Source organism: Streptomyces flaveolus (assembly GCF_044765825.1).
Lineage (GTDB): Bacteria > Actinomycetota > Actinomycetes > Streptomycetales > Streptomycetaceae > Streptomyces > Streptomyces flaveolus.
This window is the reverse complement of the sequence record NZ_JBIWKU010000003.1, coordinates 94,011-119,722: the sequence shown is the minus strand read 5'-3', so window position 1 is coordinate 119,722 and position 25,712 is coordinate 94,011. Positions and strand designations below refer to the sequence as shown.

Sequence of the window (25,712 nt, the reverse complement as noted above, 5' to 3'; positions counted from 1 at the left end):
CTCAGCGTTTCCGCTGGTGACGGGGTCTTTGGGCACCTCATGGTGGGTGCCCCCGGCAGGATTCGAACCTGCGCACACGGCTCCGGAGGCCTCTTCTGCTCGCTGCTCTTCTCCTACTCAGCCAACTGTAGGGCGGCAATTGCCGGTGACTCGTCCACGAATGGTCCATGAGCCGCCCACTGGCACCACCTCGAGCTGTCGGGGGGGACACCGTCCCCCGCACGTCAGTGAGAGGCAGAGGCTGGATCTCGCCAATGGTGAGGACAGCCGCGATCAGCGGCACTACTCTCCGTGTGGTGACAGCTGCACAGGGGATGACAGAAGACGAGACGTGCCGGGCACTGGTCATACCTGCCCTCGCGGATTCCGGGTGGACCAGTGATCAGATTCGCCCGCAGTTCCGCATCAACGACGGGCGGCTCACACCCACGCCGAAGCGGCACGTCTACGGCGACCCTCTGGTTGCCGACTATGTGCTGGAGTACGCACCGGACGTCCCAATCGGGGTTGTCGAGGCCAAGCGCTACCGAGTCGATGCCAACGACGGTGTGGAGCAGGCTCGTCGGTACGCCGCGAAGCTTGGGCTGTCCTTCGCTTACGCCACCAACGGTCGACAGATCGTGGAGATCGACTATAGCGGTGCTGCTCCCACGATCCGGGACATCGACCGTTTCCCCACGCCCGAGGAGCTGTGGAGCCGCTATCTGGCCGACCAGCAGGCGGACTCCAGCGTCGGGCGCGAACTCCTGGCTGCCCCCTACGATCACACGCTGCGAAATTCGGACAACACCGCCAAGCGGCCCCGCTACTACCAACGCGTGGCGGTAGCCCGCACCCTCGCGGCCATCGCCGCAGGGCAGAAGCGGATCCTTCTCGTGCTGGCCACTGGTACGGGGAAGACCATGGTGGCTCTTCAGACAGTTGCCAAGCTCTACAGGTCCCAGTGGATCTCCGGCCGCAAGCCCAGAGTTCTGTACTTGTCCGACCGCTCGATGCTTGTCGACGATCCCAAGGACAAGTACTTCCTCCCCGTCTTCGGCCAAGACGACGTCCACAAGATCAGCGGCGAGCCCGTGCGAGGCCGGAAGATCTACTTCGCTCTGTACCAGGCGCTGGAGAAGGGCGATGAGGAAGAACTTTTCCGTCGCTACGAACCCGACTACTTCGATCTTGTCATCGTGGACGAGTGCCATCGCGGCAGCGCCCGGGACAACTCGCAGTGGCGTCGCGTGCTGGAGCACTTCTCACCTGCGACCCAGCTCGGGCTGACCGCCACCCCGATCAGTAAGAAGGAGGTCGACACCTTCGACTACTTCGGCGAGCCCGTCTATACCTACTCGCTGGCCGACGGCATCGAGGACGGCTTCCTGGCCCCGTACCGGGTGCGCAGGGTCCGGCTCAACGTGGACATGGAGGGCTACCAGACCGAGCCAGGGCAGCGGGACAAGTACGGCAACGAGATCCCGGAGGGCGTTTATGGCCCGAAGGACTTCGAGCGGGTCATGGTGATCCTGGAGCGCACGGAGGCAGCGGCGCAGTACGTCATCGACTACCTGCGCTCTACCGCGGAGGACGGCAAGCACGGTAAGACCATCGTGTTCTGCGAGGACAACAACCACGCCGCACGTATGCGCACGGCCCTCTTTAATGTGGCCTCGGCGGAGGTGCAGGCGCACCACGACTATGTCGTGCGGATCACCGACGCCGACGGCCCCCATGGCAGGGCTCTGCTGGATGACTTCCGCAAGGACGACTCCGACGAACCGGTGATCGCCGTGACGTCGAAGCTGCTCAACACGGGCATCGACCTGCCGGCCGTACGCAACATCGTCCTGTTCCGGCGCATCGGCTCGATGCCCGAGTTCAAACAGACCATCGGTCGGGGCACCCGTCTGTGCCCGGAGATCGGCAAGGGGTCCTTCGACATCATCGACTTCGTCGAGGCCACCCGGCTCTTCAACGACCCCGGGTTCGACGGCCCTCCGCTCCGCGTCGTACGCGATACCGCAGACGAGCAAGGGCATGTGGTCGGGAGCGCACCGGAGACCCCCGAGGGCGACGAGATCGACCCGGAGAGCGTGACCGAGCCCGAGGCCGCGTACGACCAGACGGACGGCGGCAGCTTCGACGAGCCCCGTGCCGATGACAGGGTGGACGACCCTGACGAGGTGGACCGCATCCAATCCCGCGGCAGGCGCTACGTGGTCAACGGAGTACACGTCTACAAGTGGGGCGAGCGGCGCTACCAGCTCGACACGGACGGCCGGACGATGAGGCTGGTGACCATCCAGCAGTGGGTACACGACCGCGTACTCGAACTCGACCTCGCACCGGACAAGCTGCGCTCCCAGTGGGCCGTCGCCAAGAGCCGGCGCGAACTCATGGCCATCCTGCACACCGCCGACGTCGAGGCGGAGGAGCTGCCTGAGGAGTTCGGTAGCCCGGATGTCGATCCGGTCGACCTGCTCCTTAACGTCGCCTGGGGACTGCCGCTGGTCAGCCGGGAGGAACGGCTGTACCGATTCCTGCACGAGCACCGGGACTTCCTGGAGTCCTTCCAACCTCAAGCCCGACAGGTGCTGGAGGAGATGCTGCTGAAATTCGCCGAGCATGGCTCGCCCCAGCTCAAGCCGGAAACCCTCGGGGTGCGCCCGTTCACCGAGATGGGTTCGGTGGTCGAGCTGGCGAACCGCTTCGGCGGCGCGAAGTCTCTGCACGAGGCCATAGACGAGCTGAGCAAGCGGCTACTGGAAGCTTCGTGAGTAAAATAAAACTGTAGTTTGATGTCAAAGGGTCTCGCTAAACTAAAGACGACTATTAGGTATGTGTCCCTGATAGGCTGCGTAGGTGCTCAGAGACCGTACGGACACCAGGGCTGCCCTCTGGCGCATCGCCGGCGGGCAGCGTGGTTACTTCACCGCAGCTCAGGCGCTTGAGGCTGGGTACTCGTACCAAGCCCAGCGGTACCACGCCCAGCGTGGCAACTGGACGGCCGTCGATCGTGGTATCTACCGCTTCCGTGAGTTCGACGTCCTGCCCGGCGGTGAGGACGACCAGCTGGTCCGCTGGTCCTTGTGGAGCAGGGGGCGCGCGATCGTTTCCCACATCACCGCCCTGTCTGTTCACGACCTCGGGACGGCCAACCCATCACAGATCCACCTCACAGTCCCTCCCGGCTTTCGTCAGAAGGACGATGCTGTAATCCTTCACCGGGCCGAACTGGCCCAGGACGAGATCGAGGAGCGTGACGGCTACCGCGTGACGACACCGGTACGGGCGATCATCGAGTGCGCGGCCGCGCAAGTGGAGCAAGACGTAGTGGGCTCAGCCGTCGTGGAGGCTCTGGAACGGGGGCTGGCTACCCGGCGACGCCTCCTGCACACGGCTCAACGGCTGGGCGCGCGAGCGGAACTCGGTGTCGAGCGGGCGCTTCAGGAGACGCAGTGACCGATCGCTATCGTGACGCCACCGCGCTCCGGCGGCCCCTTGAGGTCCGGCTTAAACAACAGGTAACCGATACCGGTACAGACCTAGCTAGGCGGCGCCGTCGCGTCGTCTTGGATCGAGTCGCAGCCCGCCTCTCCGCTGACGCGGCAGCGGGTTGGGTCCTCAAGGGCGGGGCAGTGACGGAGTTCCGTCTGCGTGGCAGAGCGCGCACAACCAAGGGCACAGACAACAGCGAAGCCGTACCGAAGCAGAAAGACTGAGATGGCGTCCACTAATAAGAAGGCGGCTGTGGCCACCACGTCAAGGGCGCGGCTCGCGTCCGTCATCAAGTCGGCACGCGACACCATGCGCAAGGATGCCGGCCTAAACGGTGACCTCGACCGCCTTCCCCAGCTTTCCTGGCTGCTGTTCCTCAAGGCATTCGACCAGCGTGTCGAGCAGGTGGGACCGCTATTCGACCCCGACTATCGCCCGGCGATTGAAGAGCCGTACCGGTGGCAGGACTGGGCGACAAAGCCGGACTTCAGCGGTAACGAACTGAAGACCTTCATCAACGATGAACTCATCCCGCATCTCGCCGGACTGAAGGGCGGCGACGCCGAGGACCCACGGAACGTCCTGTCGACCATCTTCAAGGATGTCAACAACCGCATGCAGTCCGGGACCCTCCTCCGGGATTTGGTGAACCTGGTAGACGAGATCCACTTCGACTCCTCGGACGACATCCACACGATGGCGTTCCTCTACGAGTCGATCCTCAAGGAGATGCGAGACGCAGCCGGCGACTCCGGCGAGTTCTACACCCCTCGCCCCGTCAACCGCTTCATGGTGCAGCAATCCTTCCTCAGACTGGGAGAGTCAGTCCTCGACCCGGCCTGCGGTACTGGAGGCTTCCTGGTCCAGGCATACGAGGACCTAGTGCAGCGCGTGGAGACCGACACCCAGCGCAGGCAGCTGCACGACGACATCCGCGGCATCGAGAAGAAGTCGCTCCCATACCTGCTGGCCAGCATGAACCTGCTGCTGCACGGTATCGGCGCGCCACGGTTGGTCCGAGAGAACGCCCTGCTGCAGATGCGGGACGCTACGGCAGCGGACCGGGTGGACGTGGTGCTGACGAACCCGCCGTTCGGGGGTGAGGAAGAGCGGTCGGTGGTCGAGAAGTTCCCGAAGGGCTACCAGACCCAGGAGACGTCCTGGCTCTTCCTGCATGCCATCCTTGACCAGCTAAAGAAGGGTGGACGCTGCGCGATTGTCCTGCCGAACGGCAGCCTCTTCGCTAGCGGCGAGAATAGCATCGGTGCCCGCATCAAGCAGAAGCTGATGAAGGAGTGCAACCTGCACACCATCGTCCGGCTGCCCCAGGGCGTCTTCGCTCCCTACACCCAGATCCCGTCGAACCTGCTGTTCTTCGAGAAGGGGCAGCCGACTGAGGAGGTCTGGTTCTACGAGATCCCGATGCCGGACGGCCGTCGCGGCTATACCAAGACGAAGCCGATGCGGGTCGAGGAATTCGAGCCGTGTGTGGAGTGGTGGGGCGGTGCGAGGCGCGAAGGCCGCGAAGAAGGCGGGAACGCGTGGAGGGTATCGGCGACCGAGATCGTGAAGGCTGGGTTCAACCTCGACATCCCTAACCCGCATGTCGGAGATGGCCTCGCGCACCGCCCACCAGAGGAGCTTGTGAACGAGCTCATCAAGACGGAGAGCGAGATTCTGGGACTTCTGGAGGAACTGCGCGAGGAACTTGGAGGACGACGATGAAGCGTAGTGACGTCCGCATGGGAGATGTTCTGCGTCTGGACCGGCGTCCTGTCGATGTAAGCGCGGATGGTGACTATGTCGCTCTAGGAATGAGGTCTTTCGGTCGCGGAATCTTCCACTACGAGACCTGCAAAGGGGACGAACTGTCCAAGCTTCGCCATTTCAGATTTCCAGCGCATGCGCTCGCGTTCAGCAACATCAAGGCGTGGGAAGGAGCGGTAGCTGTCACCAGTGAGGAGGATGCTAAGACTGTTGCATCAAGCCGGTTCCTCTTTTATGTTCCGAAGGGGGAGGATGTTGATGTCCGGTATCTTCGCTATTACTTCCTCAGCTTTAAGGGTCTTCGCCAGATCGGTCAGGCATCTCCTGGATCGGCTGATCGGAACCGGACGCTCAGTATTAAGTCCTTCGAAGATCTTGAGGTGACCATCCCCGACATTGATGAGCAGCGCCGCGTCGCCGACAAGCTCGATATCCTCATGTCGAAACTTGGCACAACGGTCGCGGCCTCTCCTAGCGCGGAAAATCCCCGCCAAATCGCAGTATCTGGGCTCGATCGGGTACTCTCCCGCTGGGCAACCGGCACAATCAGAGTGGATGAGGCCTGCGCACTAGTAAGCGACACTGTTCATCCTGGTGACGATGCAAGCCCGGCCAGGGAGTTCGTGGGCCTGGAACACATTGCGCCACACTTCGGTACGCGAATCGGATCCCGCCCGCTCGGTGATGAGAAGGGACGTAAGTTCAGGTTCGCATCGGGGGATGTTCTCTATGGTTACCTGCGCCCATATCTAAACAAGGTGTGGCTCTCCGACCGCGCCGGGCTGTGCAGTGTGGAGCAGTATGTACTACGCCCCAACGGCATCATGCCTGGCGAGCTTCTTGCGGCTGGCCTGCAGAGCAGATCCACTTTGGACAAGGTCCTAAATGCCACCCATAATCTCCAGCTTCCGCGCCTTCGCTCTGGTCTCCTCATGGCCATGGAGATTCCCAGTATTCCGCGCGACCGCCACAAGCAGGCGGTCGCCGATGTCAATGCATTCATGCAGAAAATTCGGACCCTTGATGACCGCCAGCGCTACCGTGACGAACTTCTGACTGCTGTCCGCCCCGCCCTCCTCAACGCTGCGTTCTCCGGGCAGCTGTAGCTGGCCCGAAGCCGGCGCTCAGCCGGAGGGTGGCCTCCACCCGTCGCCACTCCCGGTCCGTGACCACCACATGGTCCAGGAATCGGAGTCCGACTGCCCCCGCTCCTGCCGACAGGCGGGCTGTCGCGCGGCGGTCGGGCTCGCTGGGCTCCACGCCGGCCTATGGGATGGTTGTGGGCTCCGCCGAAGGCCGTGCCGCTCGTGGCTAGGACCAGGGTCAGCACATCGCGGACAGGAAGAAGAGAGCGGTCAACCGTGCCCTCGGTCAGCGTCGCCTTCCGCAGTACTGCGCCAGCCGCGTCGCACACGACCACCACGACCCGCTCGTGCCTCAGACCCCTCAGCAGCGGTGCTGCGATCCCTGGCCAGGTCGGCGTATCTGCGAACGTATTGCCAGACCTCGGCTGGTGCTGCCCGGCGCCCCAGCTAAAGGGCGGCCGCGACGCGCACCGCCTTCGCCCGCCCCATCCCTGAGAGCCCCGCCAGCTCATGTGCCGGTGCCCGGGAGAGTTCGCACAGCCCGCCGTGCTGAGCGATGAGCTGCCCGGCCAATTCCACCGCATCGTCCGTGCCTGAGCCAATCCGCAGGGCAAGGGGTTCGCAGTCGGAGAGCGCTTCCGCTCCTCGATCCAGCAGCCACTCCCGGGGCCGGTCAGCAACCGGTACATCCACCATCCGCATTCGGCCCCAACTCATCCATCAGTCCGCAGAATCGCGGTCGATCGGTTCGTCCAGGAGGGAGTCGGAGTCCGCTTCCTCCTCTAGTCCCTCGTTATCGGGCAACGACTCCTCACCCCTCGCGGCAGGGCTCACCGGTCCCGCCGCTCCACCGATCAACTCCATCAACCGCCGGTGCAACGTCTCCGACCTCACGCGCAGAAATGTGTCGTAGTCGTCCCGCAGCGCCGCCTGGTAGGCGTCTTCCTCTACCAGGCAGGTGCTCAACCGCTCACGTAGCGGCCCCTCGCCCTCGATATCGGCCAGGTCCCGCAGATACTGCGAGGGCGGCCGGTCGGTCACCCAGATGTTGCTGTGAGAGGTCAGCATGACCAGATTGCCGCAGACATTCGCCCCGGCGCTGCTCACCCCGCGCGACCGCAGAAACGCCTTGGGAAAGAAGTGGTGAAACTCCTTATCGTTCTGCCACGACAAGGCCCTGCCCACGTCGATCCGTTGTCCAGTGAGCAGGTCCAGCGGGTCCTCGTACGCAAGGAGGAGAGCGAGGAGCTTGCTCGGTGCGTTCCGTTTGGAGAAAGCGCTCCGCCGCCACACAGCGCTCCGCGGGAGTGCCGCTCCCGTCTCGATTTCTTGGGCCTCACCCTTGGCGAAGGAAGTGATCGCCTGCAGGTCGGGACCCATCTGGGCCTCGCTCCAGCCCTTGAAGTACTCACCGCTCGCGGTCAGCCAGAACCAGCGGCGCAACGCGTCGTACTGCGCGGACGAAGGCTTCGGTAGCTGCCGGAACACTTCGACGAGCACCGCGAACTGGTTGTAGTAGGGCAGCGCATCGGCCTTCGGTGTACGGATCTGGGTGCTGAGGAAGTCCACCGCCCGCTCGGCCGCCTTCGCCGCCTCGGCCACAGCCTCCCGCAACCGCTCCTTGTCGAGTTCTCTCAGACGGTTGATGTCCTTGGTGGAGAACCCGAATCCGGAGGCAACCGCGATCGTGCGGAGCATGGTCTTGGTGTCGACCCGGCCGTAGCGCTTCGCGTCGAGGACCTGGAGCAGTGATTCGATCTCCTCCTTGAGGTCGAAGTCGGGGCTCCATGTGCCCGCCCGCGCCACGTCGACGATGTTCATCGTCGTGCCCGTGCTGTTGATCCGCACGAAGACCTCCGCCGACTCCTCAGCAGACATGTGGTCCAAGGTCACCACTGGCACCAGGTAATTGGCGAACTGCTCGTACAGCTCGGTCGCGCGCTCGCGCAGCTCGGGGGACAACTCGGCCACCTGACCGAAGAGAGATCCCGCCGAGCTCACCTTCCGCATGGGAATGATGTGCGGCCCCGTCGGGCTCTCCGGGGTGCGCTGGAAGAAGCGCTCCTCTTCCAGGTCGTAGGCGATGTCCCAGGCGCCGGTGCCGCCGTGCAGTGCGCCGATGATGCTGGCGAGCCTCTGCTGGCCGTCGAGGATGTACTTGACTGGGCGACCGGGGCGCGGCGGGTCCACATCCAAGCCAGCGACGGTTTCCTCGCTCGCGAGTGGCTCCGTGGTGTCCCACAGCAGCAGGCTGCCGATGGGGTAGTTGCGCAGCACCGAGTCCAGAAGGTGGAGGATCTGGTGCGGCCCCCACACGAACGCCCGCTGGTACTTCGGAAGCACGATCTCGCCGGTCAGCACACGGTCGGCGAGCCGGGAGACCGGCACGATCGTCGGTTCCGGGCTGGCGGATTGGCGCCTGCGGCCTGTTGCGCTCACTGAGCATGCCCCCGTATGCCGAATCCTTGGAAGAGTGTTCACTGTGCATCCTAGGGAGTAGCACTGACAGACAGACGTGCTCGAGACCGGATCGGCACGGATGCTTCGGCACTGTCGTGCCCAGCAGAGCTCACTCTCGCGGCCGCCGGACGCTGGCGGCCTTTAGAAGCACAAAGACCTGCACCCACGGTTCTGCCAACCGACAGGGTCCCAACACACTTTCCAACTGTGGTGGTGCCTTGCGGGGGCGCGTCCAGGGTCGTTCACGGGTGGTCGGCGGCCGGTGCCCGGCTAGCTGCGGAACGCGTCTGAACGCCTATGAACGAGACGGGCCGCTGCCCTCTTACGCCGGGTAGGTTAACCCCAAGCCCTGCTATTAGCCGGTGAGTTAACGCCAGTCGAGTCCGTGCCATTTGTGCGGCACCCGATCGGCTGACCAGGCCAGGTCACTACGGGGAACCTAGGGCGTCACGGCTGCGCAACAGATCAGACGCTTGACGGCGGCGCTCGCAACTCTGTGGTTGTGCATATCGACATCAACATCGGCGGCACGCTCGCATCCGTTGCACTCGGTGCGGGGTTGACCGCCGGCATCAACTCCCGTGTGGCCGCCCGTACCGAAGCCAGGCAAGACCGAGAGACCCTCGGCGCTCAGTTCGACGCCATGGTGCTCGCCGTCGCCGGACTCCGCGCAGCGATCGAGGCGGACCATGTCCTGTGGAGCGGCTGGAAGGAGCAGGCGCGCACCTTCGTACTGGCGGCGGTGACCGGTCTCGCCCCGGCTGCGTTCGTCACGGGCTCCGACCGCCGCGAGGTCGCCGCCGCGCTCGGCGGCGCAGGCTGGTTCCTGGCCCACGAGCGGCATCAATCAAGGGCAGCCTCCGCCGGCATAACCCCGAAGCTCGAAGCAGTCATAGCCGCCGCCGCTCCGCTTCAGCGACACCCCAGCAGTGATGTCGTCGACGCCACCGACAGACTCGTGGCGGCCACCTTTAGCTATCACGCGTCGCGCGACTCTCGGCACCTCGACTCAGCAGCCGCCGACTTCGGAAACGCGGTGCGCGCTGTGCTTCACCCCGCCCCACGACGGCGTCTCCCGCGGCGCCGCCGCGGCCAGTAACGTCCGGGCAGCCTGAGGCGTACGCTGATCGCGAGTCCTCGAAAATGTAGCGTTTAGGGGGCGTGAATCGTGTGCCGTGAGTGCTAGAACCTCGCCTCAGAGGTGCGCAGATTGCAGAGTTGCGGCGCACCCTGCTCAGGCGTTGACGATCTTCTGGACCTCGCGCAGCTTCTCATCCGCAGTCAGTGACGAGTAGTCGCCGCTCACCAATCCGTCCAAAGCGCTTCGTACGTTGTATGACTGGGGGCGCAGAATGGCATCCAGAATACGGGCACGCTCGCCCCCATCCCGCGTGTACACCCACAACTGCTGGTCCTTACGGGGCTCCGTGTTACACCGAGGATCCAAGACGGCGAGCGGGAAGTACCCGAGACCGACGGATTCAAGCTCACGAGCGATGGAGCTGAGAACATGCTTGCCGAGTCTGTCGAAACCCAATGAGGTCCGTAGACGCCCCAAGTTGTCTTGCATCAATCCGCCCTCATCCTCGCATGCCCCAGCTGTCTCCTGAAGATCAGCCACTTCGCCCTCCCTCTTATGCAGTACCGAGCTGGAAAATCCTACAAAGTTCAAGTTGCTTATTCTGATGGCCAAAAGCGCTTCGCGTTTACGGCTTCGATGAAATTGGTCTCTATTTCTTCTTCAAGATTGAGCGCCAGAATGTCAATTGGCGGGTAGGTGACAAGTTCCCTTATTCTGTTACAGATTTCATGCGCCAGACTCAGATCTCCCTCTCTGTACACGAGAAGAATGTCGACATCCTTGGGATGGTGATTGGTAGGATTTGTGGCGGAGCCGAATACGTATAGCTGCACCTCGGTGAGGTGTACTGGCCAACAGGCAAGCACCTGGCCGAGGATCCGTTCGGTGCACCGCAAGGTGGCTCGGTTACGGATTTTTCAGCGCTCCCATAAGGGAACTCAGGTTCAGTAGGCGAACGCCAGCGTGTTTGGCGTGCTCGAGTGCGGCCGCTGTCATCCTCCCATTGGGATTGGAGTTCAAAACGACGTCCATCCCTGGGTGGCGATCCAGCGCCTTTACTAGAGCCTCCTCGCTGAACTCATATCCATATTCAACGGATACTGTGACGTTGGACATGTTCCCCACTCGGACAATCCGCATGGAAGACTCGCAGATCATCTGGACTTGATGGACCTGTGAATGCTGACGCAAGATTCGTCTGGTAACGGTCACATCGTTCGACAAGAACCCCTGTGGGTTCTCCTCGGTCATCGACCAAAATACTTCGCTCATTGTCTGTACGTCTGAACCCAACGCGGCGGCACGCTCGCGGGCAGACCACAGGTAGTGCGAAGCTTTAGGGACCAGGCAGATAATTGTCGCTATATCCTCCCGAATAATTTCCTCCACCAGATCCGCGGACAGGACCTCCACCTGAACCGGCGCGATCGTCAGAGCAACACCATCTTTTCGAAGTACACTGAGACGCTTGTCGGAAAGACGCTTCGATGATGCAACTGCGCTGTGCTGCGCGATTTTAGGGATGAACCAGTCGGTGAGATACCGGATCTCAGTCATTTGTTCGCCTCACTGAAAAGCGCTTCTGCTCGCTCCGGGAAGCGAGGTGCCGGCCCGAGGAGGGTTTCTCCTCTGTGTTTACTCTCAAGAGCGTCAGTATGCTGTCTAAGTAGTTCTGCCGTTTCCATCTCTTCAGCAGTGGCCAAGTCCTCGTTCACCTCTATCAGTGCCACTAGGAGCCGATTATTTGGCACGATTTCATTCAGAACGCAATCGGACCAGACTGCGGCCCGCTCGCGCGAGTCGATTGCCCCTGTCTCGGGATTCGGCCCTTTCGCCCTGAACGACGTCATGTTGCGCAACAAAAGGCGTTTTGCTGCTTTCCGGGCATCGCTGCGGTTGGAGAATGTCGGTGTCCCGCCGATGTAAGCAATGGCCTGCTGGCGGTCCTTCTTTGCTTTGAGTAGAGACTCGACTGGGTAACTCTCGGGCGCCTTGTCAATTTTGGTGTGACAATTCGGACAAAGGAGAACGATATTTGCTGGGTCGTCTCGGAACTCCTGGGATGCATCAGCATTCGCGCGTGGGCCTTCGTCGCTGTAAGCGACAATGTGTGCCCGTTCGGCGATAGGAATGGATCTCTTGCGTGCGGGGTCGCTTGGGAAGAGAGTGGTATTGCATAGAAGGCAAGTTCCCGCCGATTCGGCAAATAGAGCGCGATCGGCGTCTTGGCTTAGAGTTGGCCGCCCCGAGATGCACGCCATCCAGCACTCCCCTTGTGAAGATAATGTGTGTGCCATGGATCATGCCAGAGCCCCAACCCCCTGGCCACCGCTTCGCCTATAAAGACCCGACGAGGTCGGCGGAGCGGCTTTGGGCTGGAGCTGCTTTGGCGCGAGTGATCATGGCCCCGTAAGCTTCCGGCGCGTCGGGCAGTCTGTGGACCTGCCCGCTAAAGCACGACGTTGGGGCCATGATCTTCGAGGCTCGCGCCAAAGTGGCTGCCTAAAGCCGTGGAGGCGACCGCCCCAGCCACGACGCACCCCTTCTCTAACCCCAAGCGGCTGATTGCCCTGAGCGCGGCACGGGCGCCGGCCGGGCTGGAGCGGGGCGGAGACAGGAGCGCAGGCCCGGCCGGGGGTCGGGCCGCGCGCGGTGAGCGGAGCGAGCCGCCTTGAACCAGTAAAGAAAGTTGTAACTCAGTCCGTGGTGCGGGGCTTGAAGTCGTGCGCGCACGCGGGTAGTTCGGCCGGTCCTCGGTGTGCGAATGGCAGGAAGAGTGCTGGTCGGACCGTCCATGTGATGCGGGTGCTGACGTGTGTGACTGTCACTGTGCAGGGCTCCGACCGCAGGAGGGCCTGTCTGGTGTCGATTCGGCCGTCGTACAGCCAGGTCCATGCCTCGTCGGATGCGTCGGAGTCGAGTGCTGGTGAGATGGTGCGTAGGGCGACTGCGATCCAGCGGTCTGCCTGTGGTGCCGAGTGGGCGTCGAAGGAGGCCCGGAGTGTCGGCCTTTCGTCAGTGGCCAGGTTCTCGGTCCAGCACTCGCACCAGTAGCCGCGGGTGAGCGCCTTCATGAGGTCGCTCTCGTGGGGTAGGCCGCCAGGACGTAGCGGGTGGTGTCGTCGTAGAGGGTGAGTTGGTAGCCCGTGCCTGTGGCCAGGTAGGTGAGGGCGCGTTCGTGCTCCGCCTCGTCTGTCAGCCAGTGCAGTCCCGGGCGTGCGTATGCGACGTCGAGCTGGTCGGTGATGTGGCGCGTGCGTTCACGTAACCAGCGCAGAGCCAGGCGTGGGCTCGTTGCCGCATGTGATCCCAGTGAGATCGACCGGGCCTCGTCCATGGGGTAGGCGGCGGCCTGGCACTGGTAGGGGTGGAAAGGGCTGCCCGCCGCCGGTGCTGCGGGATGCGGGTGCGTCAGCATCGGTGTTCTCCCGTGCTGCCCGGTGCGGCGAACAGTTCTGCCGTGACGGTGTGGCCGGCCTCGCTGTGGTGGACGATGACCCGGTGGGCGAGGGCGCTGACGAGTCCCAGGCCGCGGCCGTGTTCGGCGTCCTGGTCCTGGTGCTCGGCCTTGGGGGCTGTGCTGGTGCCTCCGTCGTCCGTGATCGACAGGGCGATGGCCTGGGGCGATACCGCCAAGGCGAGGTGGAAGCCGCCCGACTGCTGCCCGCTGGCCGTGTGCAGGATCGCGTTCGCGCTCAGCTCGCTCACGATCAGTTCGGCGTCCTCCGCCCATGGCGATCCGCGCAGGATGTCCCGCGTCCAGCGGCGGGCTCTGCTCACCTCTTCCGGGAATCCTGGACAAGACAGTCCCCAGACCCTCGCCGTACTCGTATACTCGTGCATACAAGTTCCTTCATGCTGGTAGGCCGCCATGTGCAGCGGGTTCGGGCTAGACGAGTTTCACGCCGTCATGGGCGCGGATGGCCGGCGGAGACGCCGCGTCGAGTGCGTCCAGGACGCGGATCGCGTACGCCTCGTCGGCAAGCTCGGTGACTTCTTCGCGGGTGGCCCAGCGCAGTGCGCGGGTTTCGGCTCCGGTGGTGGGAGCGCCATCGGCGGCTTCGCAGCGGAAGACCAGCGAGACGATCAGACCCGTCATGTTCTTGTAAACGCCGGTCAGGATCGCCGGAAGTGCGATCTTGATGCCGGTCTCTTCGAGGACTTCACGCTGAAGGGCCTCGGGGACGGTCTCCTCGCGTTCGAGGACACCGCCCGGCGGTTCCCACTTGCCGTTGTCCCGGCGCTGGATCAGGAGGGCCCGGCCCTGGTCGTCAACGACGACTCCGGCCACGCTCACGGAGTGCGGGCGTTCAGTGCTCACGTTCCTCGGCCCTCTCGGCTGACTAGGCTCTCCACCGTAGCAACAACACTCGGCCACTCGTCTAGATACCTAAAGGAGTACACGTGAGCCCTCTTCCTTCGGGCCTCCTCGGTGATCTCGACCCCACGAGCGATCGTGCGGTCTTCCGGCAGATCGCCGACCAGTTGCGCGAGGCCATCGACCGTGGGCGGTTCCGTGAGGGCGAGAAGCTGCCCTCGGAGGCCGAGCTGGTCGAGCACTACGGGGTCTCCCGGATGACGGTCCGGAACTCCTTCTCCATCCTCCAGGGCGAGGGCCTGGTGCACGCCGAGCACGGCAAGGGCGTCTTCGTCCGCCCCCGGCCGCCGGTGCGCCGACTCGCCTCCGACCGGTTCGCCCGGCGGCACAGGGAGCAGGGGAAGTCCGCGTTCATCGTGGAGGCCGACGCCGCCGGAAGTCACCCGCAGGTCGACAGCCTGGAGGTGAAGGAGGAGAAGGCCAGCCCCGACGTCTCCGCACGGCTCGGGTCCGTGCGGCGCGTGCTCGCCCGGCGCCGGCGGTACCTGCTCGACGGGCGCCCGGTGGAGTTCGCCACCTCGTACCTGCCGCTCGACATCGCCCGCGGCACGCAGATCGCCGAGCCGAACCCCGGCCCCGGCGGCATCTACGCCCGCCTCGAGGAACTGGACCACCACCTCGACCACTTCGAAGAAGAGATCCGCGCACGGATGCCCTCGCCGGACGAGGTCCGAACGCTGCGGCTCGCCTCCGGAGTGCCGGTCATCCACTTGATCCGGACGGCCTTCGACAGTGACGGGCGGGCCGTGGAGGTCTGCGACACGGTCATGGCGGCGGACGCGTACGTCCTGTCGTACCAGCTCCCGGCCACGTGAGCGCATGACCTGCGGTGGTGCGCGGGGACGCTCTCCCGAACTCGTACACCCCAACACGCTTACTCGTATAGACGAGTGGGCAAGTTGTATGGCAAGGTGATCGCGTGATCCCGGAAGTCGGGCTCACAGGTCGATTCTTGTCTAGACGAGTAGATAGGAGTGTGTGCCTTGCGCACCATCCGCGTTGAGACCTCCGCCGCCACGATCCTGCTGACCGAGGCCCCGGAACCGAAGATCCGCGACCGGCAGACCGGCGAGATCGCCAAGGACGCCGTGTCCGGCGAGGCGCTGATGACCATCGGCGTCGTCTACATCGAGGACGGCGAGTCCTCGCTGCTCAAGGTCACCGTTCCGGAAGGCGGCATCTCCGAGGGGCTGGTCCTCGGCTCTCCCGTGTCGCTGCCGGGGCTGGTCGCCCGTCCGTGGGAAAGCGTCTTCAACGGGCAGCAGCGTCACGGCATCGCCTTCCGGGCCGCCGCCGTCACGCCGGCCGCGTTCCCGGCCGCCATGGGGGCCACGGCCTGATGACCGATCTGGTGACGCTTCTGGAGGTGGGTGGTCCTGTCGCCGCGCTCGGTGGCGGGGCCGCCTACACCCGGGCCAAGTACCCGGCTGCCTACTGGTCCGCAGTCGGCCTGCCGATCACCACCGCCCGGCTGCTCGGCTCCTACGGCTCGGTCATGGACGCATGCGGCCTCACCGTCGCTCCGTCCCGGCTGCGGGCCCTGACCATGAAAGCCACCACCCGCCGCGAGGTCCGGCCGGTCCCGCCCCGCCGGGGCATCATCCGGCCCACCTCGACCGGCTTACGGCTTCGGCTGCGGCTGGCTCCGGGGCAGGAACCGGCGGACGTCGCTGCCTCCGCGGAACGGCTGCGGCACGCCTGGGGCGTCCACGCCGTGTACGTGACCGCCGTCAGGCCGGGCGTGGTCGAACTGCGGCTCGTCGGCTTCGATGTGCTGCGGCGGGTACGGATGCCCCGCAAGGTCGAAGCGGGACTCCTGCAAGTTCCCGTCGCGCTGCGCGAGGACGCCACGCCCTTCGTACGCGACTACCGCGTCATCCCGCACCAACTCACGCTGGGCGCAACGCTGTCCGGCAAGTCCATGTACCTGCGCCACCTCATCACGGGCCTCGCCCGTCAGCCCGTCGCCCTGGTCGGCATCGACTGCAAGCGCGGGGTGGAACTGGCGCCGTTCGCCTCCCGTCTGTCGGCGCTCGCCACCGACCCGGAGCAGGCGGCCGAACTGCTGCCCGTACTGATCAAGGAAATGGAGGACCGGTACGACCTGATCAAGGCCCGGCAGGGCATCGCGCCCGGCACGCCGTTCGAGGAGATCACCTCCGACATCTGGGGCCTGCCCGAGGGCGAACGGCCGGTGCCGGTCGTGCTGTTCGTCGACGAAGTGGCCGAACTCTTCCTCGTCGCCACGAAGAAGGACGAGGAACGGCGCGACGAGATGGTCACCCAGCTCATCCGCCTCGCCCAACTCGGCCGGGCCGCCGGCATCTACCTGGAGGTCTGCGGACAGCGCTTCGGCGCCGAACTGGGCAAGGGCGCGACCATGCTGCGGGCCCAGTTGACCGGCCGCGTCTGCCACCGCGTCAACGACGAAGCCTCCGCCAAGATGGCGCTCGGCGACATCGCGCCCGAAGCCGTCACGGCCGCCTGCGCCATCGCCCCCGAACGGCCAGGCTTGGCCGTCGCCGGTGACACCTCGGGCGGCTGGTCCCGCATCCGTACGCCGTACCTCTCCCTCGGCGACGCGGCACGCATCTGCCAGGAGTCGGCCCACCTCGCGCCCGAACTGACCGCGCTGAAGCCGTTCCGGCCCGATGCCCCCGCCGGACTCGTCGAGACCCCGGCACCAGTACCAGTCGTCCGGCCATTCCCGGTCGCCGACTGAGGCTCACCCCTCCTCAGCATTCAACTGGCGCGGCTGCCTCGCGCCACGTCCCTACCCCGTCATGCCCGATTCCGGAAGGAGCCGCGTCATGCGTGCTCACCTGGCCCGTGTCGACGCGGTGCTCGTCCAAGCACTCATCGCGGCGGCGCTGTCCTTCGCCCACCTTCACGATGTCGCCTCGGCGGCCGGACAGGACGGGTGGAAAGCGTGGGCCTATCCCGTCTCGGTCGACCTGCTGCTCGTCGCCGCCTGGCGCCGACTGCGGTCCGGTGACGCCAAGGCGTCCGGGTGGTGCTGGTTCGTGATCGCTCTCGCCGCCTCGCTCGGCGCCAACGTGGCCACCGCCGGTCTGCTCGACCTGCACCAGGTGCCGGCCTGGCTGCGCATCCTCGTCGCCGGGTGGCCCGCGGTCGCCTTCCTGGGCGGCACGCTGCTCGCCCATTCGGCGTCCGCCTCCACCGACAGTGCCCCGGAGGCCGCCGACGTCGTCGAGGACCAGGACGAGCGGGACGGCCGGGAGAACACGCCCGATCCAGCACTCGGACAGGCCGAGCCGACCACCTCGCCCGCACCGCAACCGGCCCCGGTGGCCGTCCCCGAACTGCCTGCCGTATCCGTCCCGGCCGCACTCGTCGAGCACGCCCGCAAGGTCGCCGCCGAGCACCACACCCGCACCGGCACTCCCATCGACACGCCAACCCTGCGCGCCCGCCTCGGCGTCCCCGCGCCCCTCGCCGAAGCCATCACCGCCTGCCTCTGAAAGGAGTCTCCGTGACCGCGAACCGCCGCTTCCGCTCCGTCGTCCGTATCGGCCCCGTACAGGTCGGCACCTCCTACGACGGCCGGGGCCGCGAGAAGCACACCGCTGCGTGCACCGCCCCGCGCTGCGGCTTCTCCGCCGACTACGACAGCCGGGCCGCCGCCGAGCTGGCCGCCCGCACCCACCGCTGCCCCGTCCGCTGAAAGGACTCCGTGCCCGTGACCGTCAGCCTCCCGCTCGTCGTCGTCCTCGGCTTCTTCGCCTGGGGAGCGGTCAAGTTCCTCGGCGTCCGCACCTGGGTCGTCGTCCTGGTCGCCCTCTTCGGGTTCTGGCTCTCGCACACCTTCCTCGCCCCCGCCATCGAGTCCGGTACGCGCTCCGGCGTGGACGTCATAAACGGCTCACATGACTAGACGAGTAGACCAGAGGAGTTCCGCTGTGTTCCTGCCCAAGTACCCCGACAGCCCCACCCCGCCGCCGGCGCACACCCACACTCCGACCGACCCGGCGCCCGTACGACGCGCGCTGCCGTCCGTCTCGATCAGCACCGGAACGGTCGTCGCCGTGATCACCGGCGGCGTGGTCCTGACCGCGCTCCTGGCCGCCGTCGCCGTCACGGCCGTCTCGGTGGCCGTCGCCGCCGTCGTCCTGCGCTCCCTGCTCCGCGAGCACCACCGCCGCTGAACACGACGCGCACACCCCTGGGGCGGCCACGACACCGCCAAGCATCCGGCCGCCCCAGGGCTCTCACTCCCGACCCGAACAGTCAGAAGGAGAGAAGCCATCTTCACCCGCCCCACCCCGCCCCCGCTCCCGGAACTGGCCAAGCTCGCCGCGCACGGCACCCTGCCCGGTATCCTCCGCCAGCTCTCCGGCCTCGGCGGCTGCACCCAGCCGATCCGCCTCGACGGCCACCGCACCGAGTACGACGTCGACACGACCACCGGCGAGATCGGCCGCGTCCTCCAGCACCTCGACTCGACCGACCTGCCCGCCGGCCAACTCCTCGTGCGCTGCAACAACCGCCGAACTACCCGCTGCCCGGCCTGCTCGGAGGTCTACCGCCGCGACACCTTCCACTTGATCACCGCCGGACTGCGCGGCGGCAAGGGCCTGACCGAACAGGTCGCCGCGCACCCGCGCGTCTTCGCCACCTTCACCGCACCGAGCTTCGGCCCGGTCCACAACCGCCCCAGCGGCCCAGCGGGCACAGTGCGCCCCTGCCGCTGCGGTGCACGCCACGACCAGGACGACCCCGCCCTCGGCACCCCGCTCGACCCGGACACCTACGACTACGAAGCGGCCGTGCTGTGGAACGCGCACGCCGGGGCCCTCTGGCAGCGCTTCTCGACCTACCTACGCCGGGAGGTCGCCAAGCGCGCGGGCCTCTCCCAGCGCCGGTTCCGCGAACACGCGCGGGTGTCCTTCGCCAAGGTCGCCGAGTACCAGAAACGCGGCGCCGTCCACTTCCACGCCGTCATCCGCCTCGACGGCCCCGGAGGCGGCGACACCGCCCCGCCGACCTGGGCCACCGCCGAGCTGCTGACCGATGCCATCCGGGCCGCGACCTCGAAGGTCCGCGTGGACGGGCCGGTCGTCGACGGCCGCGCCCACACCTTCACCTTCGGCTGCCAACTCGACGTCCGCACGATCCGGTCCGCCGACTTCAACGACGGCCAGGAGCTGACCGAACGGGCCGTCGCCGCCTACATCGCCAAGTACGCCACCAAGGGCGCCGAGACCGCGACGGGAGCTCTCGACCGGCCGCTGAAGTTCGCCGCCGAGTTGGCCCAGCTCGATATCAGCGACCATGCCCGCCGCCTCATCCGCACCGCCTGGGCCCTCGGCGCACGCAAGGACCTCGAACACCTCCGCCTGCGCGCCTGGGCCCACATGCTCGGCTTCCGCGGCCACTTCTCCACCAAGTCCCGCCGCTACTCCACCACCCTCGGCGCCCTCCGCGACGCCCGCGCCGAATGGCGCCGAGCCCAGGTCGCTGCGGCGAACGGGCCCGAGCTCGACACGACGTACGTCCTCGCGCACTGGGTCTTCGCCGGGACCGGCCTGTCCGACGCCGAAGCCTGGCTCGCCACATCCCTCGAACCCGCCCCCGGAACGGAAGGAGAATCGACATGGACCACCGACGCGACGAGCTGATGACTGTTCGGCAAGTCCTGGATGAGTTGGGCGGTGTCTCTCGCCGAACGTTCTACCGGTGGCGCGAGCTGGGACAGGGACCCGCTGCATTCAAGCTGCCCAACGGCGAACTTCGGGTGTGGCGGAGTGACTTCACCACGTGGCTGCGGCAGTTGGAGGCGGCGGCGTGAAGTCTCTCGACGTAAAGGTGTGGGGCGTCCGGAAGAGGAACACCAAAAAGTCTTCCTATGACGTCCGGTGGACCGTTGCCGGGAATGTGTTTTCCGAACAGTTCCGCACCAAGGGGCTCGCGGACCACTACCGTTCCAAGTTGCTCCGCGCCGCCCATGCTGGCGAAGAGTTCGACACAGAGACCGGGCTGCCCGATTCGATGGTCGAAAAAGCAGCCTCAATGACCTGGTACACCTTCGCTTTGAAGTACCTCGCCATGAAGTGGCCGCACGCAGCACCAAACACGCGCAACGGGATCAATGAGGCCCTGACCGCCGTGACGATGGCCCTCCTCGACGAGCGACCGGGGCAGCCTCCCGAGGAACTGACCAGGAGGGCGCTTCGCAACTGGGCCTTCGTCCTTCCCGGACCGGACGAGCGCGAAGTGCCGACCGAGATTGCGAACACCTTGCACTGGGTGGCCAAGGCATCGCGCCCGCTCTCGGACCTCGGTGACGCTGCGATTGGCAGGGCCGTCCTGGATTCGCTCAAGCTGAAGCTCGACGGGACGGCGGCAGCCGCGGAGACCGTCCGACGCAAGCGTCGGACGCTCGTCAATGCGCTGCACTATGCAGTCGATCTCGGGGAGTTCAAAGAGAACCCGATCACAGGCATTCGCTGGAAGAAACCGAGGGTGGCCGGGGAAGTTGATCCTCGGGTGGTCGCCAATCCCGCTCAGGCGCGTGCCCTGCTGACTGCAGTCTCGTACGTCGGTGGGTACGGCCGGGCGCGTGGTCGCCGACTCGTCGGCCTGTTCGCCTGCATGTACTACGGCGCCTTGCGTCCGGCTGAGGCCGTCGGCCTCACCGATGCGGACCTGAAACTGCCCGAGGCCGGCTGGGGGACGGTGTTGCTCAACCGGACGCGTCCCAGCGTTGGAAAGCAGTGGACAGACTCCGGTGAGACTCATGACGACCGAGGCCTCAAGAACCGACCAGCGGAAGAGGTCCGGCTCGTGCCGATCCCGCCCCAACTCGTCGCCATCCTCCGGCAGCACCTCGACACGTTCGGCACCGCTGAGGACGGGCGGCTGTTCACCAACGAGCGTGGGGGAGTGGTCGGGTCATCGACGTACTACCGCGTCTGGCAGGAGGCCCGTGCGCTGGCGCTTCCGCCGGCCGCGGTCGCCTCTCCGCTCGCGGCTCGCCCGTACGACCTCCGACACTCTGCCCTGTCGACCTGGCTCAACTTCGGGGTGGACCCGACGGAGGTCGCCGAGCGTGCGGGCAACAGCGTGGAGGTCCTGCTGAGCCGCTACGCCAAGTGCATCGACGGACGGCAGGAGATCGTCAACCGCAAGATCGAGGAGTTGTTGCGCGAGTACGAGTGATCACGCGCGCAGGCCGTCAGCCCTCCAGCCCGCTTGGGCCGGAGGGCTTCGCCATGTCTCGGCCGTGTGCCGTCGGCCATTGGTTGCTGGCTGCACCTGCCGCGTCGTGTTTCGCCCCGCTGGCGGACGGTTGCCCCAGGGGTTCCGTCCGGTTCGCGCTCTACGCTTGGACTGCCGGGCTGGCGACCCTCGCAGTATGGGGGCCTTGGAGGAAAAGCCGCGGCGGCTGGGGGCTGGGCAGCCCCGCTGCCCGTACTGCGGGCTGCTGCAGGATCGGGTGGCGACGCTGGAGCAGGACTGGGTATTGCTGGAGCCGGACATGCATCCGCTAGCCCACACAGTGCCGGCGGAGCATCGGTGGATCGAGCTGTCCGACGGACGGGTGACGGTCTACGGGGTGTGCCCGCCGGATCAGTTCCAGCGGTGCCGCATTGAGCACCGTCTCGCCTGCCCGGCACAGCCGCTCCCGGACCTGTGGCCGTGGTTGACGAGCCTGCGAGGCGAGAACGCCCGACAGGCAGAGCGACAGAGCGATCCGGAGCCACCTCCGCCTCCGGAAGAGTGGCCGGACGCCGGCTGACGGGCACTTCGAAAACCTCGGGGCTGACCAGGGAGGATGCCCCAAGATCCTGTCCACGAATAGTCCACGGACCCCGGCATACGGCCGCTCCGGGCGGCACATAGCTGCACATACGCGAAGACCCCGTTCTCAGCGTTTCCGCTGGTGACGGGGTCTTTGGGCACCTCATGCTGGGTGCCCCCGGCAGGATTCGAACCTGCGCACACGGCTCCGGAGGCCGTTGCTCTATCCCCTGAGCTACGGGGGCGTGTCGGCCGGGGAGCTGTTGCTCGCGGCGACGGGTAGAACACTACCAGCTCGGTCGGGGTGGTCATGAACGGGTTTTCACCGCTGGCCGCCGTTCCTCGCCGGGGCCGAAGCGGAGCGTCGGCGTCAGGGGGGAGGGCGGCGATGTCCCCCGCGTGGGGTGGAAGTGGGGAAAACCCGGACGCGGTGGCCGGGCCGGACCTACTCTCGAGTTGTGCCTAGGGCGTCTGGCCGAGTTCTTGTTGTGGACGACAACAAGGTCATCCGGCAGCTGATCAGGGTCAATCTCGAGCTGGAGGGCTTCGAGGTCGTGACCGCGGCCGATGGTGTCGAATGTCTGGAAGTGATCCATCAGGTGCGGCCCGACGCCGTCACGCTGGACGTGGTCATGCCGCGGCTGGACGGGCTCCGGACCGCCGCGCGGCTGCGTGCGGATCCGCGGACCCGGGACCTTCCCCTCGCCATCGTCAGCGCCACCTCTCAGTACGAGGTCGGCGCCGGGGGAGAAGGCGGTGTCGCTGTCGGTGTCGATGGTGGCGTCGACGCTTTTCTGTCCAAGCCCTTCGAGCCCGCCGAGCTCGTCGCCCTCGTACGGCAACTGGTCGACGGGCGGAGCGACCTCTTCGGGGCCGCCGGGGAGAATGAGGCCTCCGCCCAGGCCGAGTCGGCCGGGTAGGTGCTCCGCCCCGCCCATCGATCCGCCCCGCCCACCGATCCGCATGCCGACGCCCTGGTCATCGCCGCCGACCAGGACTCCGCCCGCGCCCATCGATCCACCCCGCCCACGCGGGCTTCCGTCCACATCCCGGGATTGCCGTAAACCGGTTCGCTTACCCACCCCCTTCCTCCCATACGCTTGACCCGTGACCCCCGTAGAGCTCTCCCGCACCGTGCTGCACGCGGTGCGTCGCGCTGTCGACGCGGGTGAGCTCCAGGTGGCCGTTCCCGAGCGGGCCGTGGTCGCTCCGCCGGGGCCCGGGGGGTGTGGCGACTACGCCACCAACATCGCCCTCCAGCTCGCAAGGCCGGCCGGACAGCCCCCTCGCCGTGTCGCCGAGGTGCTGCGGCCCTATCTCGCCGACGTCGACGGCATCACGGACGTCGTCCTCACCGGGCCCGGGTTCCTCAACATCAGCCTCTACGGCACCGCCCCCGCCGCCCTCGTCGAGGAGATCCTGCGGCGCGGCACCGGCTACGGACACGCCGACGGACCCGACGGACGGGTCGTGCAGCTGCACTGCCCCCACGATCTCCGTGCCGTCGTGGTCGCCGAGGCCGCCGCCCGCATCCTCCGTTCCCAGGGCGCCCTCGTCCGCACGAGCTGCGCGGCCCCCCTCGCCCCCGAGTGGACCGCTGCCCTCGGGGTCCGCGTCGACGCCGCCGGGCCGGCGCCCGCGGAGCTCGCCGTGACCACCCGGCCCGTGCCCGCCCCCGGCGATCCCGACCCCCTCCGCCTCGGTCGCGACGCCGGCCGCTGGGCCCTGCTCCACCCGGCCCCGCACGACCGGCCCCGGACCGGCGGCGAGCACCTCGTCCAGCGCGAGAGCAACCCGCTCTTCCGCGTCCGGTACGTCCACGCCCGCGCCCGCGCGCTCACCCGCAACGCCGCCGACCTGGGCTTCACCGCCGAGCCGGGCCCTCTTGTCCGGCCTGCCGGTTACGCAGCGTCCCCCGCCGAGTCCACCGCCCAGGCCCTCCTCGCCGCCCTCGCCGACCACCCCCGCGTCCTCGCCGCCGCGGCGGAGCACCGCGCCCCCGACCGGCTCGCCCGGCACCTCGTCACCGTCGCCGACGCCGCGCTGCCCTTCCTGCCGGCCGTGCTCCCGCGCGGGGCGGAGAAACCCTCGGCCGCCCACCGCGCCCGGCTCGCGCTCGCCGAAGCCGCCGGGACGGTGCTGGCCGGCGGCCTGTCCCTGCTCGGTATCGACGCACCCGACCATCTCTGAGAGAGCCCTGAAGACGCCATGAGCCGTTCCGCCCACCCCGCCGGGCCCCGTCACGCCGACGTCCTCCCCGAGGGGCACTACTCGGCGCCGCCCGCCGACCTCAACGCCCTCGACCCCAAGGTCTGGGCCCAGACCGTCGCCCGCGACGCGGACGGCGCCGTCACCGTCGGCGGGATTCCCGTCACGCGGCTCGCCGAGGAGTACGGCACCCCCGCCTACGTCCTCGACGAGGCCGACTTCCGGGCCCGGGCGCGGGCCTGGCGCACCGCCTTCGGTGCCGACGCCGACGTCTTCTACGCGGGCAAGGCCTTCCTGTCCCGGGCCGTCGTGCGGTGGCTGGACGAGGAGGGGCTGAACCTCGACGTGTGCTCCGGCGGCGAGCTCGCCACCGCGCTGTCCGCCGGGATGCCCGCCGACCGCATCGCCTTCCACGGCAACAACAAGAGCGAGCGGGAGATCCGGCGGGCCGTCGAGGCCGGTGTCGGGCGGATCGTGCTCGACTCCTTCCAGGAGATCGTGCGCGTCGCCCACATCGCGCAGGAACTCGGCACGCGCCAGCGGGTGCAGATCCGGATCACCGTCGGCGTCGAGGCCCACACGCACGAGTTCATCGCCACCGCCCACGAGGACCAGAAGTTCGGCATCCCGCTGGCCGGCGGGCAGGCCGCCGAGGCCGTGCGGCGGGCGCTGCAGCTCGACGGGCTCGAGGTCATCGGGATCCACTCCCACATCGGGTCGCAGATCTTCGACATGTCGGGCTTCGAGGTCGCCGCGCACCGCGTCGTCGGGCTGCTCAAGGACATCCGTGACGAGCACGGTGTCGAGCTGCCCGAGATCGACCTCGGGGGCGGCCTCGGGATCGCGTACACCAGTGACGACGACCCCCGTGAGCCGCACGAGATCGCCAAGGCGCTGACCGAGATCGTGACGAGGGAGTGCGAGGCCGCCCGGCTCGCCACCCCCCGCATCTCCGTCGAGCCCGGGCGGGCCATCGTCGGGCCCACCGCCTTCACGCTCTACGAGGTCGGCACCATCAAGCCGCTGGAGGCGCTGCGTACGTACGTCTCCGTCGACGGCGGCATGTCGGACAACATCCGCACCGCGCTGTACGACGCCGAGTACAGCGTGGCCCTCGTCTCCCGCACCTCCGACGCGGAGCCCATGCTCGTCCGGGTCGTCGGCAAGCACTGCGAGAGCGGCGACATCGTGGTCAAGGACGCCTTCCTGCCGGGCGACCTGGCACCGGGTGACCTCATCGCCGTACCCGCCACCGGGGCGTACTGCCGGTCCATGGCCAGCAACTACAACCACGTGCTGCGGCCGCCCGTCATCGCCGTGCGGGACGGTGAGGCACGCGTCATCGTCCGGCGTGAGACGGAGGATGATCTGTTGCGTCTCGACGTCGGATGAGACGTCGGGCGAGGCGCCGGACCGGGCGTCGGACGACGTCGGGGTGGAAGATCTTCCGTCCTCCAGCCCTGCGAAAATGAAATAAATGTCTCACGAT

The 25,712-nt window shown here is 66.7% G+C and carries 30 protein-coding genes, 1 tRNA gene and 1 pseudogene; 19 read left to right on the top strand and 13 right to left on the bottom strand.

Going from position 1 to position 25,712, the window contains the following annotated elements; all coding sequences use genetic code 11:
• The first annotated feature begins 296 nt into the window (after nucleotides 1-296).
• From hsdR to ACIRG6_RS10015, 4 genes are all read left to right on the top strand, one after another.
• Nucleotides 297-2,762 (top strand): EcoAI/FtnUII family type I restriction enzme subunit R, encoded by a 2,466-nt coding sequence (gene hsdR, locus ACIRG6_RS10030; protein ID WP_403321966.1) that lies wholly within the window; start codon nucleotides 297-299, stop codon nucleotides 2,760-2,762.
• 85 nt (nucleotides 2,763-2,847) lie between these two features.
• Complete coding sequence (locus ACIRG6_RS10025; RefSeq protein WP_403321964.1) at nucleotides 2,848-3,447, top strand: type IV toxin-antitoxin system AbiEi family antitoxin domain-containing protein; 600 nt, start codon at nucleotides 2,848-2,850, stop codon at nucleotides 3,445-3,447.
• A gap of 288 nt (nucleotides 3,448-3,735) precedes the next feature.
• Entirely contained in the window at nucleotides 3,736-5,208 is a 1,473-nt protein-coding gene (locus tag ACIRG6_RS10020) for a class I SAM-dependent DNA methyltransferase (protein WP_403321962.1), read from the top strand.
• A complete protein-coding gene (locus ACIRG6_RS10015; protein WP_403321960.1) occupies nucleotides 5,205-6,356 on the top strand; it encodes a restriction endonuclease subunit S in 1,152 nt (383 codons plus the stop codon). The genes ACIRG6_RS10020 and ACIRG6_RS10015 overlap by 4 nt, the downstream gene beginning before the upstream one ends.
• Here the strand turns inward: ACIRG6_RS10015 and ACIRG6_RS10010 are convergent.
• The 4 genes and pseudogenes from ACIRG6_RS10010 to ACIRG6_RS09995 form a co-directional block, all read right to left on the bottom strand.
• Nucleotides 6,328-6,510: a JAB domain-containing protein gene (locus ACIRG6_RS10010; RefSeq protein ID WP_403321958.1), complete on the bottom strand. Its 183-nt coding sequence runs from the start codon at nucleotides 6,508-6,510 to the stop codon at nucleotides 6,328-6,330. The two genes, ACIRG6_RS10015 and ACIRG6_RS10010, sit on opposite strands and share 29 nt — an antisense overlap.
• Nucleotides 6,511-6,571: 61 nt before the next feature.
• Nucleotides 6,572-6,847 (bottom strand): annotated as a pseudogene (locus tag ACIRG6_RS10005) (JAB domain-containing protein); the annotation flags it as partial.
• Nucleotides 6,783-7,031 (bottom strand): UPF0758 domain-containing protein, encoded by a 249-nt coding sequence (locus tag ACIRG6_RS10000; protein WP_403322483.1) that lies wholly within the window; start codon nucleotides 7,029-7,031, stop codon nucleotides 6,783-6,785. The gene ACIRG6_RS10000 and the pseudogene ACIRG6_RS10005, both read right to left, overlap by 65 nt.
• Before the next feature lie 24 nt (nucleotides 7,032-7,055).
• Nucleotides 7,056-8,774 carry a GmrSD restriction endonuclease domain-containing protein gene (locus ACIRG6_RS09995; RefSeq protein WP_403321955.1) on the bottom strand — a complete coding sequence of 573 codons (1,719 nt, stop codon included), beginning with the start codon at nucleotides 8,772-8,774 and terminating at the stop codon, nucleotides 7,056-7,058.
• A 523-nt stretch (nucleotides 8,775-9,297) separates the two neighbouring features.
• Here ACIRG6_RS09995 and ACIRG6_RS09990 point away from each other — a divergent pair.
• Nucleotides 9,298-9,894 (top strand): hypothetical protein, encoded by a 597-nt coding sequence (locus ACIRG6_RS09990; RefSeq protein ID WP_403321953.1) that lies wholly within the window; start codon nucleotides 9,298-9,300, stop codon nucleotides 9,892-9,894.
• Between the two features lie 135 nt (nucleotides 9,895-10,029).
• On the opposite strand, the gene ACIRG6_RS09985 is transcribed toward ACIRG6_RS09990, so the two are convergent.
• The 8 genes from ACIRG6_RS09985 to ACIRG6_RS09950 form a co-directional block, all read right to left on the bottom strand.
• The gene (locus ACIRG6_RS09985; protein WP_403321952.1) at nucleotides 10,030-10,416 is read right to left on the bottom strand and encodes a hypothetical protein; all 387 of its coding nucleotides are present in this window, start codon (nucleotides 10,414-10,416) and stop codon (nucleotides 10,030-10,032) included.
• A gap of 56 nt (nucleotides 10,417-10,472) precedes the next feature.
• The gene (locus ACIRG6_RS09980; RefSeq protein WP_403322480.1) at nucleotides 10,473-10,709 is read right to left on the bottom strand and encodes a hypothetical protein; all 237 of its coding nucleotides are present in this window, start codon (nucleotides 10,707-10,709) and stop codon (nucleotides 10,473-10,475) included.
• A 73-nt stretch (nucleotides 10,710-10,782) separates the two neighbouring features.
• Nucleotides 10,783-11,433, bottom strand: a complete 651-nt coding sequence (locus ACIRG6_RS09975) for a hypothetical protein (RefSeq protein ID WP_403321950.1) — start codon at nucleotides 11,431-11,433, stop codon at nucleotides 10,783-10,785.
• Nucleotides 11,430-12,137 carry an HNH endonuclease gene (locus tag ACIRG6_RS09970; RefSeq protein WP_403321949.1) on the bottom strand — a complete coding sequence of 236 codons (708 nt, stop codon included), beginning with the start codon at nucleotides 12,135-12,137 and terminating at the stop codon, nucleotides 11,430-11,432. The genes ACIRG6_RS09975 and ACIRG6_RS09970 overlap by 4 nt, the downstream gene beginning before the upstream one ends.
• A 435-nt stretch (nucleotides 12,138-12,572) precedes the next feature.
• Nucleotides 12,573-12,950, bottom strand: coding sequence for a hypothetical protein (locus tag ACIRG6_RS09965; protein WP_365594337.1), 378 nt, complete (start codon nucleotides 12,948-12,950; stop codon nucleotides 12,573-12,575).
• Nucleotides 12,947-13,294: a hypothetical protein gene (locus ACIRG6_RS09960; RefSeq protein WP_365594339.1), complete on the bottom strand. Its 348-nt coding sequence runs from the start codon at nucleotides 13,292-13,294 to the stop codon at nucleotides 12,947-12,949. The genes ACIRG6_RS09965 and ACIRG6_RS09960 overlap by 4 nt, the downstream gene beginning before the upstream one ends.
• The gene (locus tag ACIRG6_RS09955; RefSeq protein ID WP_365594341.1) at nucleotides 13,288-13,719 is read right to left on the bottom strand and encodes an ATP-binding protein; all 432 of its coding nucleotides are present in this window, start codon (nucleotides 13,717-13,719) and stop codon (nucleotides 13,288-13,290) included. Before ACIRG6_RS09955 ends, ACIRG6_RS09960 begins: the two co-directional genes overlap by 7 nt.
• Nucleotides 13,720-13,765: 46 nt before the next feature.
• Nucleotides 13,766-14,173, bottom strand: a complete 408-nt coding sequence (locus ACIRG6_RS09950) for an NUDIX hydrolase (protein WP_365594487.1) — start codon at nucleotides 14,171-14,173, stop codon at nucleotides 13,766-13,768.
• Between the two features lie 107 nt (nucleotides 14,174-14,280).
• On the opposite strand from ACIRG6_RS09950, the gene ACIRG6_RS09945 reads away from it, so the two are divergent.
• The 11 genes from ACIRG6_RS09945 to ACIRG6_RS09895 all read left to right on the top strand — a co-directional run bounded on the left by ACIRG6_RS09945 (nucleotide 14,281) and on the right by ACIRG6_RS09895 (nucleotide 22,013).
• Nucleotides 14,281-15,069, top strand: a complete 789-nt coding sequence (locus ACIRG6_RS09945; RefSeq protein WP_403321946.1) for a GntR family transcriptional regulator — start codon at nucleotides 14,281-14,283, stop codon at nucleotides 15,067-15,069.
• Between the two features lie 168 nt (nucleotides 15,070-15,237).
• Nucleotides 15,238-15,594, top strand: a complete 357-nt coding sequence (locus ACIRG6_RS09940; RefSeq protein ID WP_392829808.1) for an SCO3933 family regulatory protein — start codon at nucleotides 15,238-15,240, stop codon at nucleotides 15,592-15,594.
• Nucleotides 15,594-16,976: an FtsK/SpoIIIE domain-containing protein gene (locus tag ACIRG6_RS09935; protein WP_403321943.1), complete on the top strand. Its 1,383-nt coding sequence runs from the start codon at nucleotides 15,594-15,596 to the stop codon at nucleotides 16,974-16,976. The genes ACIRG6_RS09940 and ACIRG6_RS09935 overlap by 1 nt, the downstream gene beginning before the upstream one ends.
• Nucleotides 16,977-17,064: 88 nt before the next feature.
• Entirely contained in the window at nucleotides 17,065-17,736 is a 672-nt protein-coding gene (locus ACIRG6_RS09930) for a DUF2637 domain-containing protein (RefSeq protein ID WP_403321941.1), read from the top strand.
• Nucleotides 17,737-17,747: 11 nt separating this feature from the next.
• A complete protein-coding gene (locus tag ACIRG6_RS09925) occupies nucleotides 17,748-17,939 on the top strand; it encodes a mobile element transfer protein (RefSeq protein WP_189878055.1) in 192 nt (63 codons plus the stop codon).
• 15 nt (nucleotides 17,940-17,954) lie between these two features.
• Complete coding sequence (locus ACIRG6_RS09920) at nucleotides 17,955-18,149, top strand: hypothetical protein (protein ID WP_111003627.1); 195 nt, start codon at nucleotides 17,955-17,957, stop codon at nucleotides 18,147-18,149.
• 25 nt (nucleotides 18,150-18,174) lie between these two features.
• Nucleotides 18,175-18,420, top strand: coding sequence for a SpdD protein (locus ACIRG6_RS09915; protein ID WP_392829815.1), 246 nt, complete (start codon nucleotides 18,175-18,177; stop codon nucleotides 18,418-18,420).
• 162 nt (nucleotides 18,421-18,582) lie between these two features.
• Nucleotides 18,583-19,893, top strand: a complete 1,311-nt coding sequence (locus ACIRG6_RS09910) for a replication initiator (protein ID WP_403322478.1) — start codon at nucleotides 18,583-18,585, stop codon at nucleotides 19,891-19,893.
• Nucleotides 19,869-20,063, top strand: a complete 195-nt coding sequence (locus ACIRG6_RS09905; protein ID WP_109539121.1) for a helix-turn-helix transcriptional regulator — start codon at nucleotides 19,869-19,871, stop codon at nucleotides 20,061-20,063. Before ACIRG6_RS09910 ends, ACIRG6_RS09905 begins: the two co-directional genes overlap by 25 nt.
• Nucleotides 20,060-21,433, top strand: coding sequence for a tyrosine-type recombinase/integrase (locus ACIRG6_RS09900; RefSeq protein WP_403321937.1), 1,374 nt, complete (start codon nucleotides 20,060-20,062; stop codon nucleotides 21,431-21,433). The genes ACIRG6_RS09905 and ACIRG6_RS09900 overlap by 4 nt, the downstream gene beginning before the upstream one ends.
• A gap of 196 nt (nucleotides 21,434-21,629) precedes the next feature.
• The gene (locus ACIRG6_RS09895; protein ID WP_392829819.1) at nucleotides 21,630-22,013 is read left to right on the top strand and encodes a DUF6083 domain-containing protein; all 384 of its coding nucleotides are present in this window, start codon (nucleotides 21,630-21,632) and stop codon (nucleotides 22,011-22,013) included.
• A gap of 175 nt (nucleotides 22,014-22,188) precedes the next feature.
• On the opposite strand, the gene ACIRG6_RS09890 is transcribed toward ACIRG6_RS09895, so the two are convergent.
• Nucleotides 22,189-22,260, bottom strand: a tRNA-Arg gene (locus ACIRG6_RS09890).
• Between the two features lie 165 nt (nucleotides 22,261-22,425).
• On the opposite strand from ACIRG6_RS09890, the gene ACIRG6_RS09885 reads away from it, so the two are divergent.
• The 3 genes from ACIRG6_RS09885 (at nucleotide 22,426) to lysA (ending at nucleotide 25,615) form a co-directional block, all read left to right on the top strand.
• A complete protein-coding gene (locus ACIRG6_RS09885) occupies nucleotides 22,426-22,935 on the top strand; it encodes a response regulator (RefSeq protein ID WP_350719305.1) in 510 nt (169 codons plus the stop codon).
• A 187-nt stretch (nucleotides 22,936-23,122) separates the two neighbouring features.
• Nucleotides 23,123-24,205, top strand: a complete 1,083-nt coding sequence (gene nrtL / locus ACIRG6_RS09880; RefSeq protein ID WP_403321936.1) for an ArgS-related anticodon-binding protein NrtL — start codon at nucleotides 23,123-23,125, stop codon at nucleotides 24,203-24,205.
• A gap of 18 nt (nucleotides 24,206-24,223) precedes the next feature.
• Complete coding sequence (gene lysA / locus ACIRG6_RS09875; RefSeq protein WP_403321933.1) at nucleotides 24,224-25,615, top strand: diaminopimelate decarboxylase; 1,392 nt, start codon at nucleotides 24,224-24,226, stop codon at nucleotides 25,613-25,615.
• Nucleotides 25,616-25,712 lie beyond the last annotated feature (97 nt).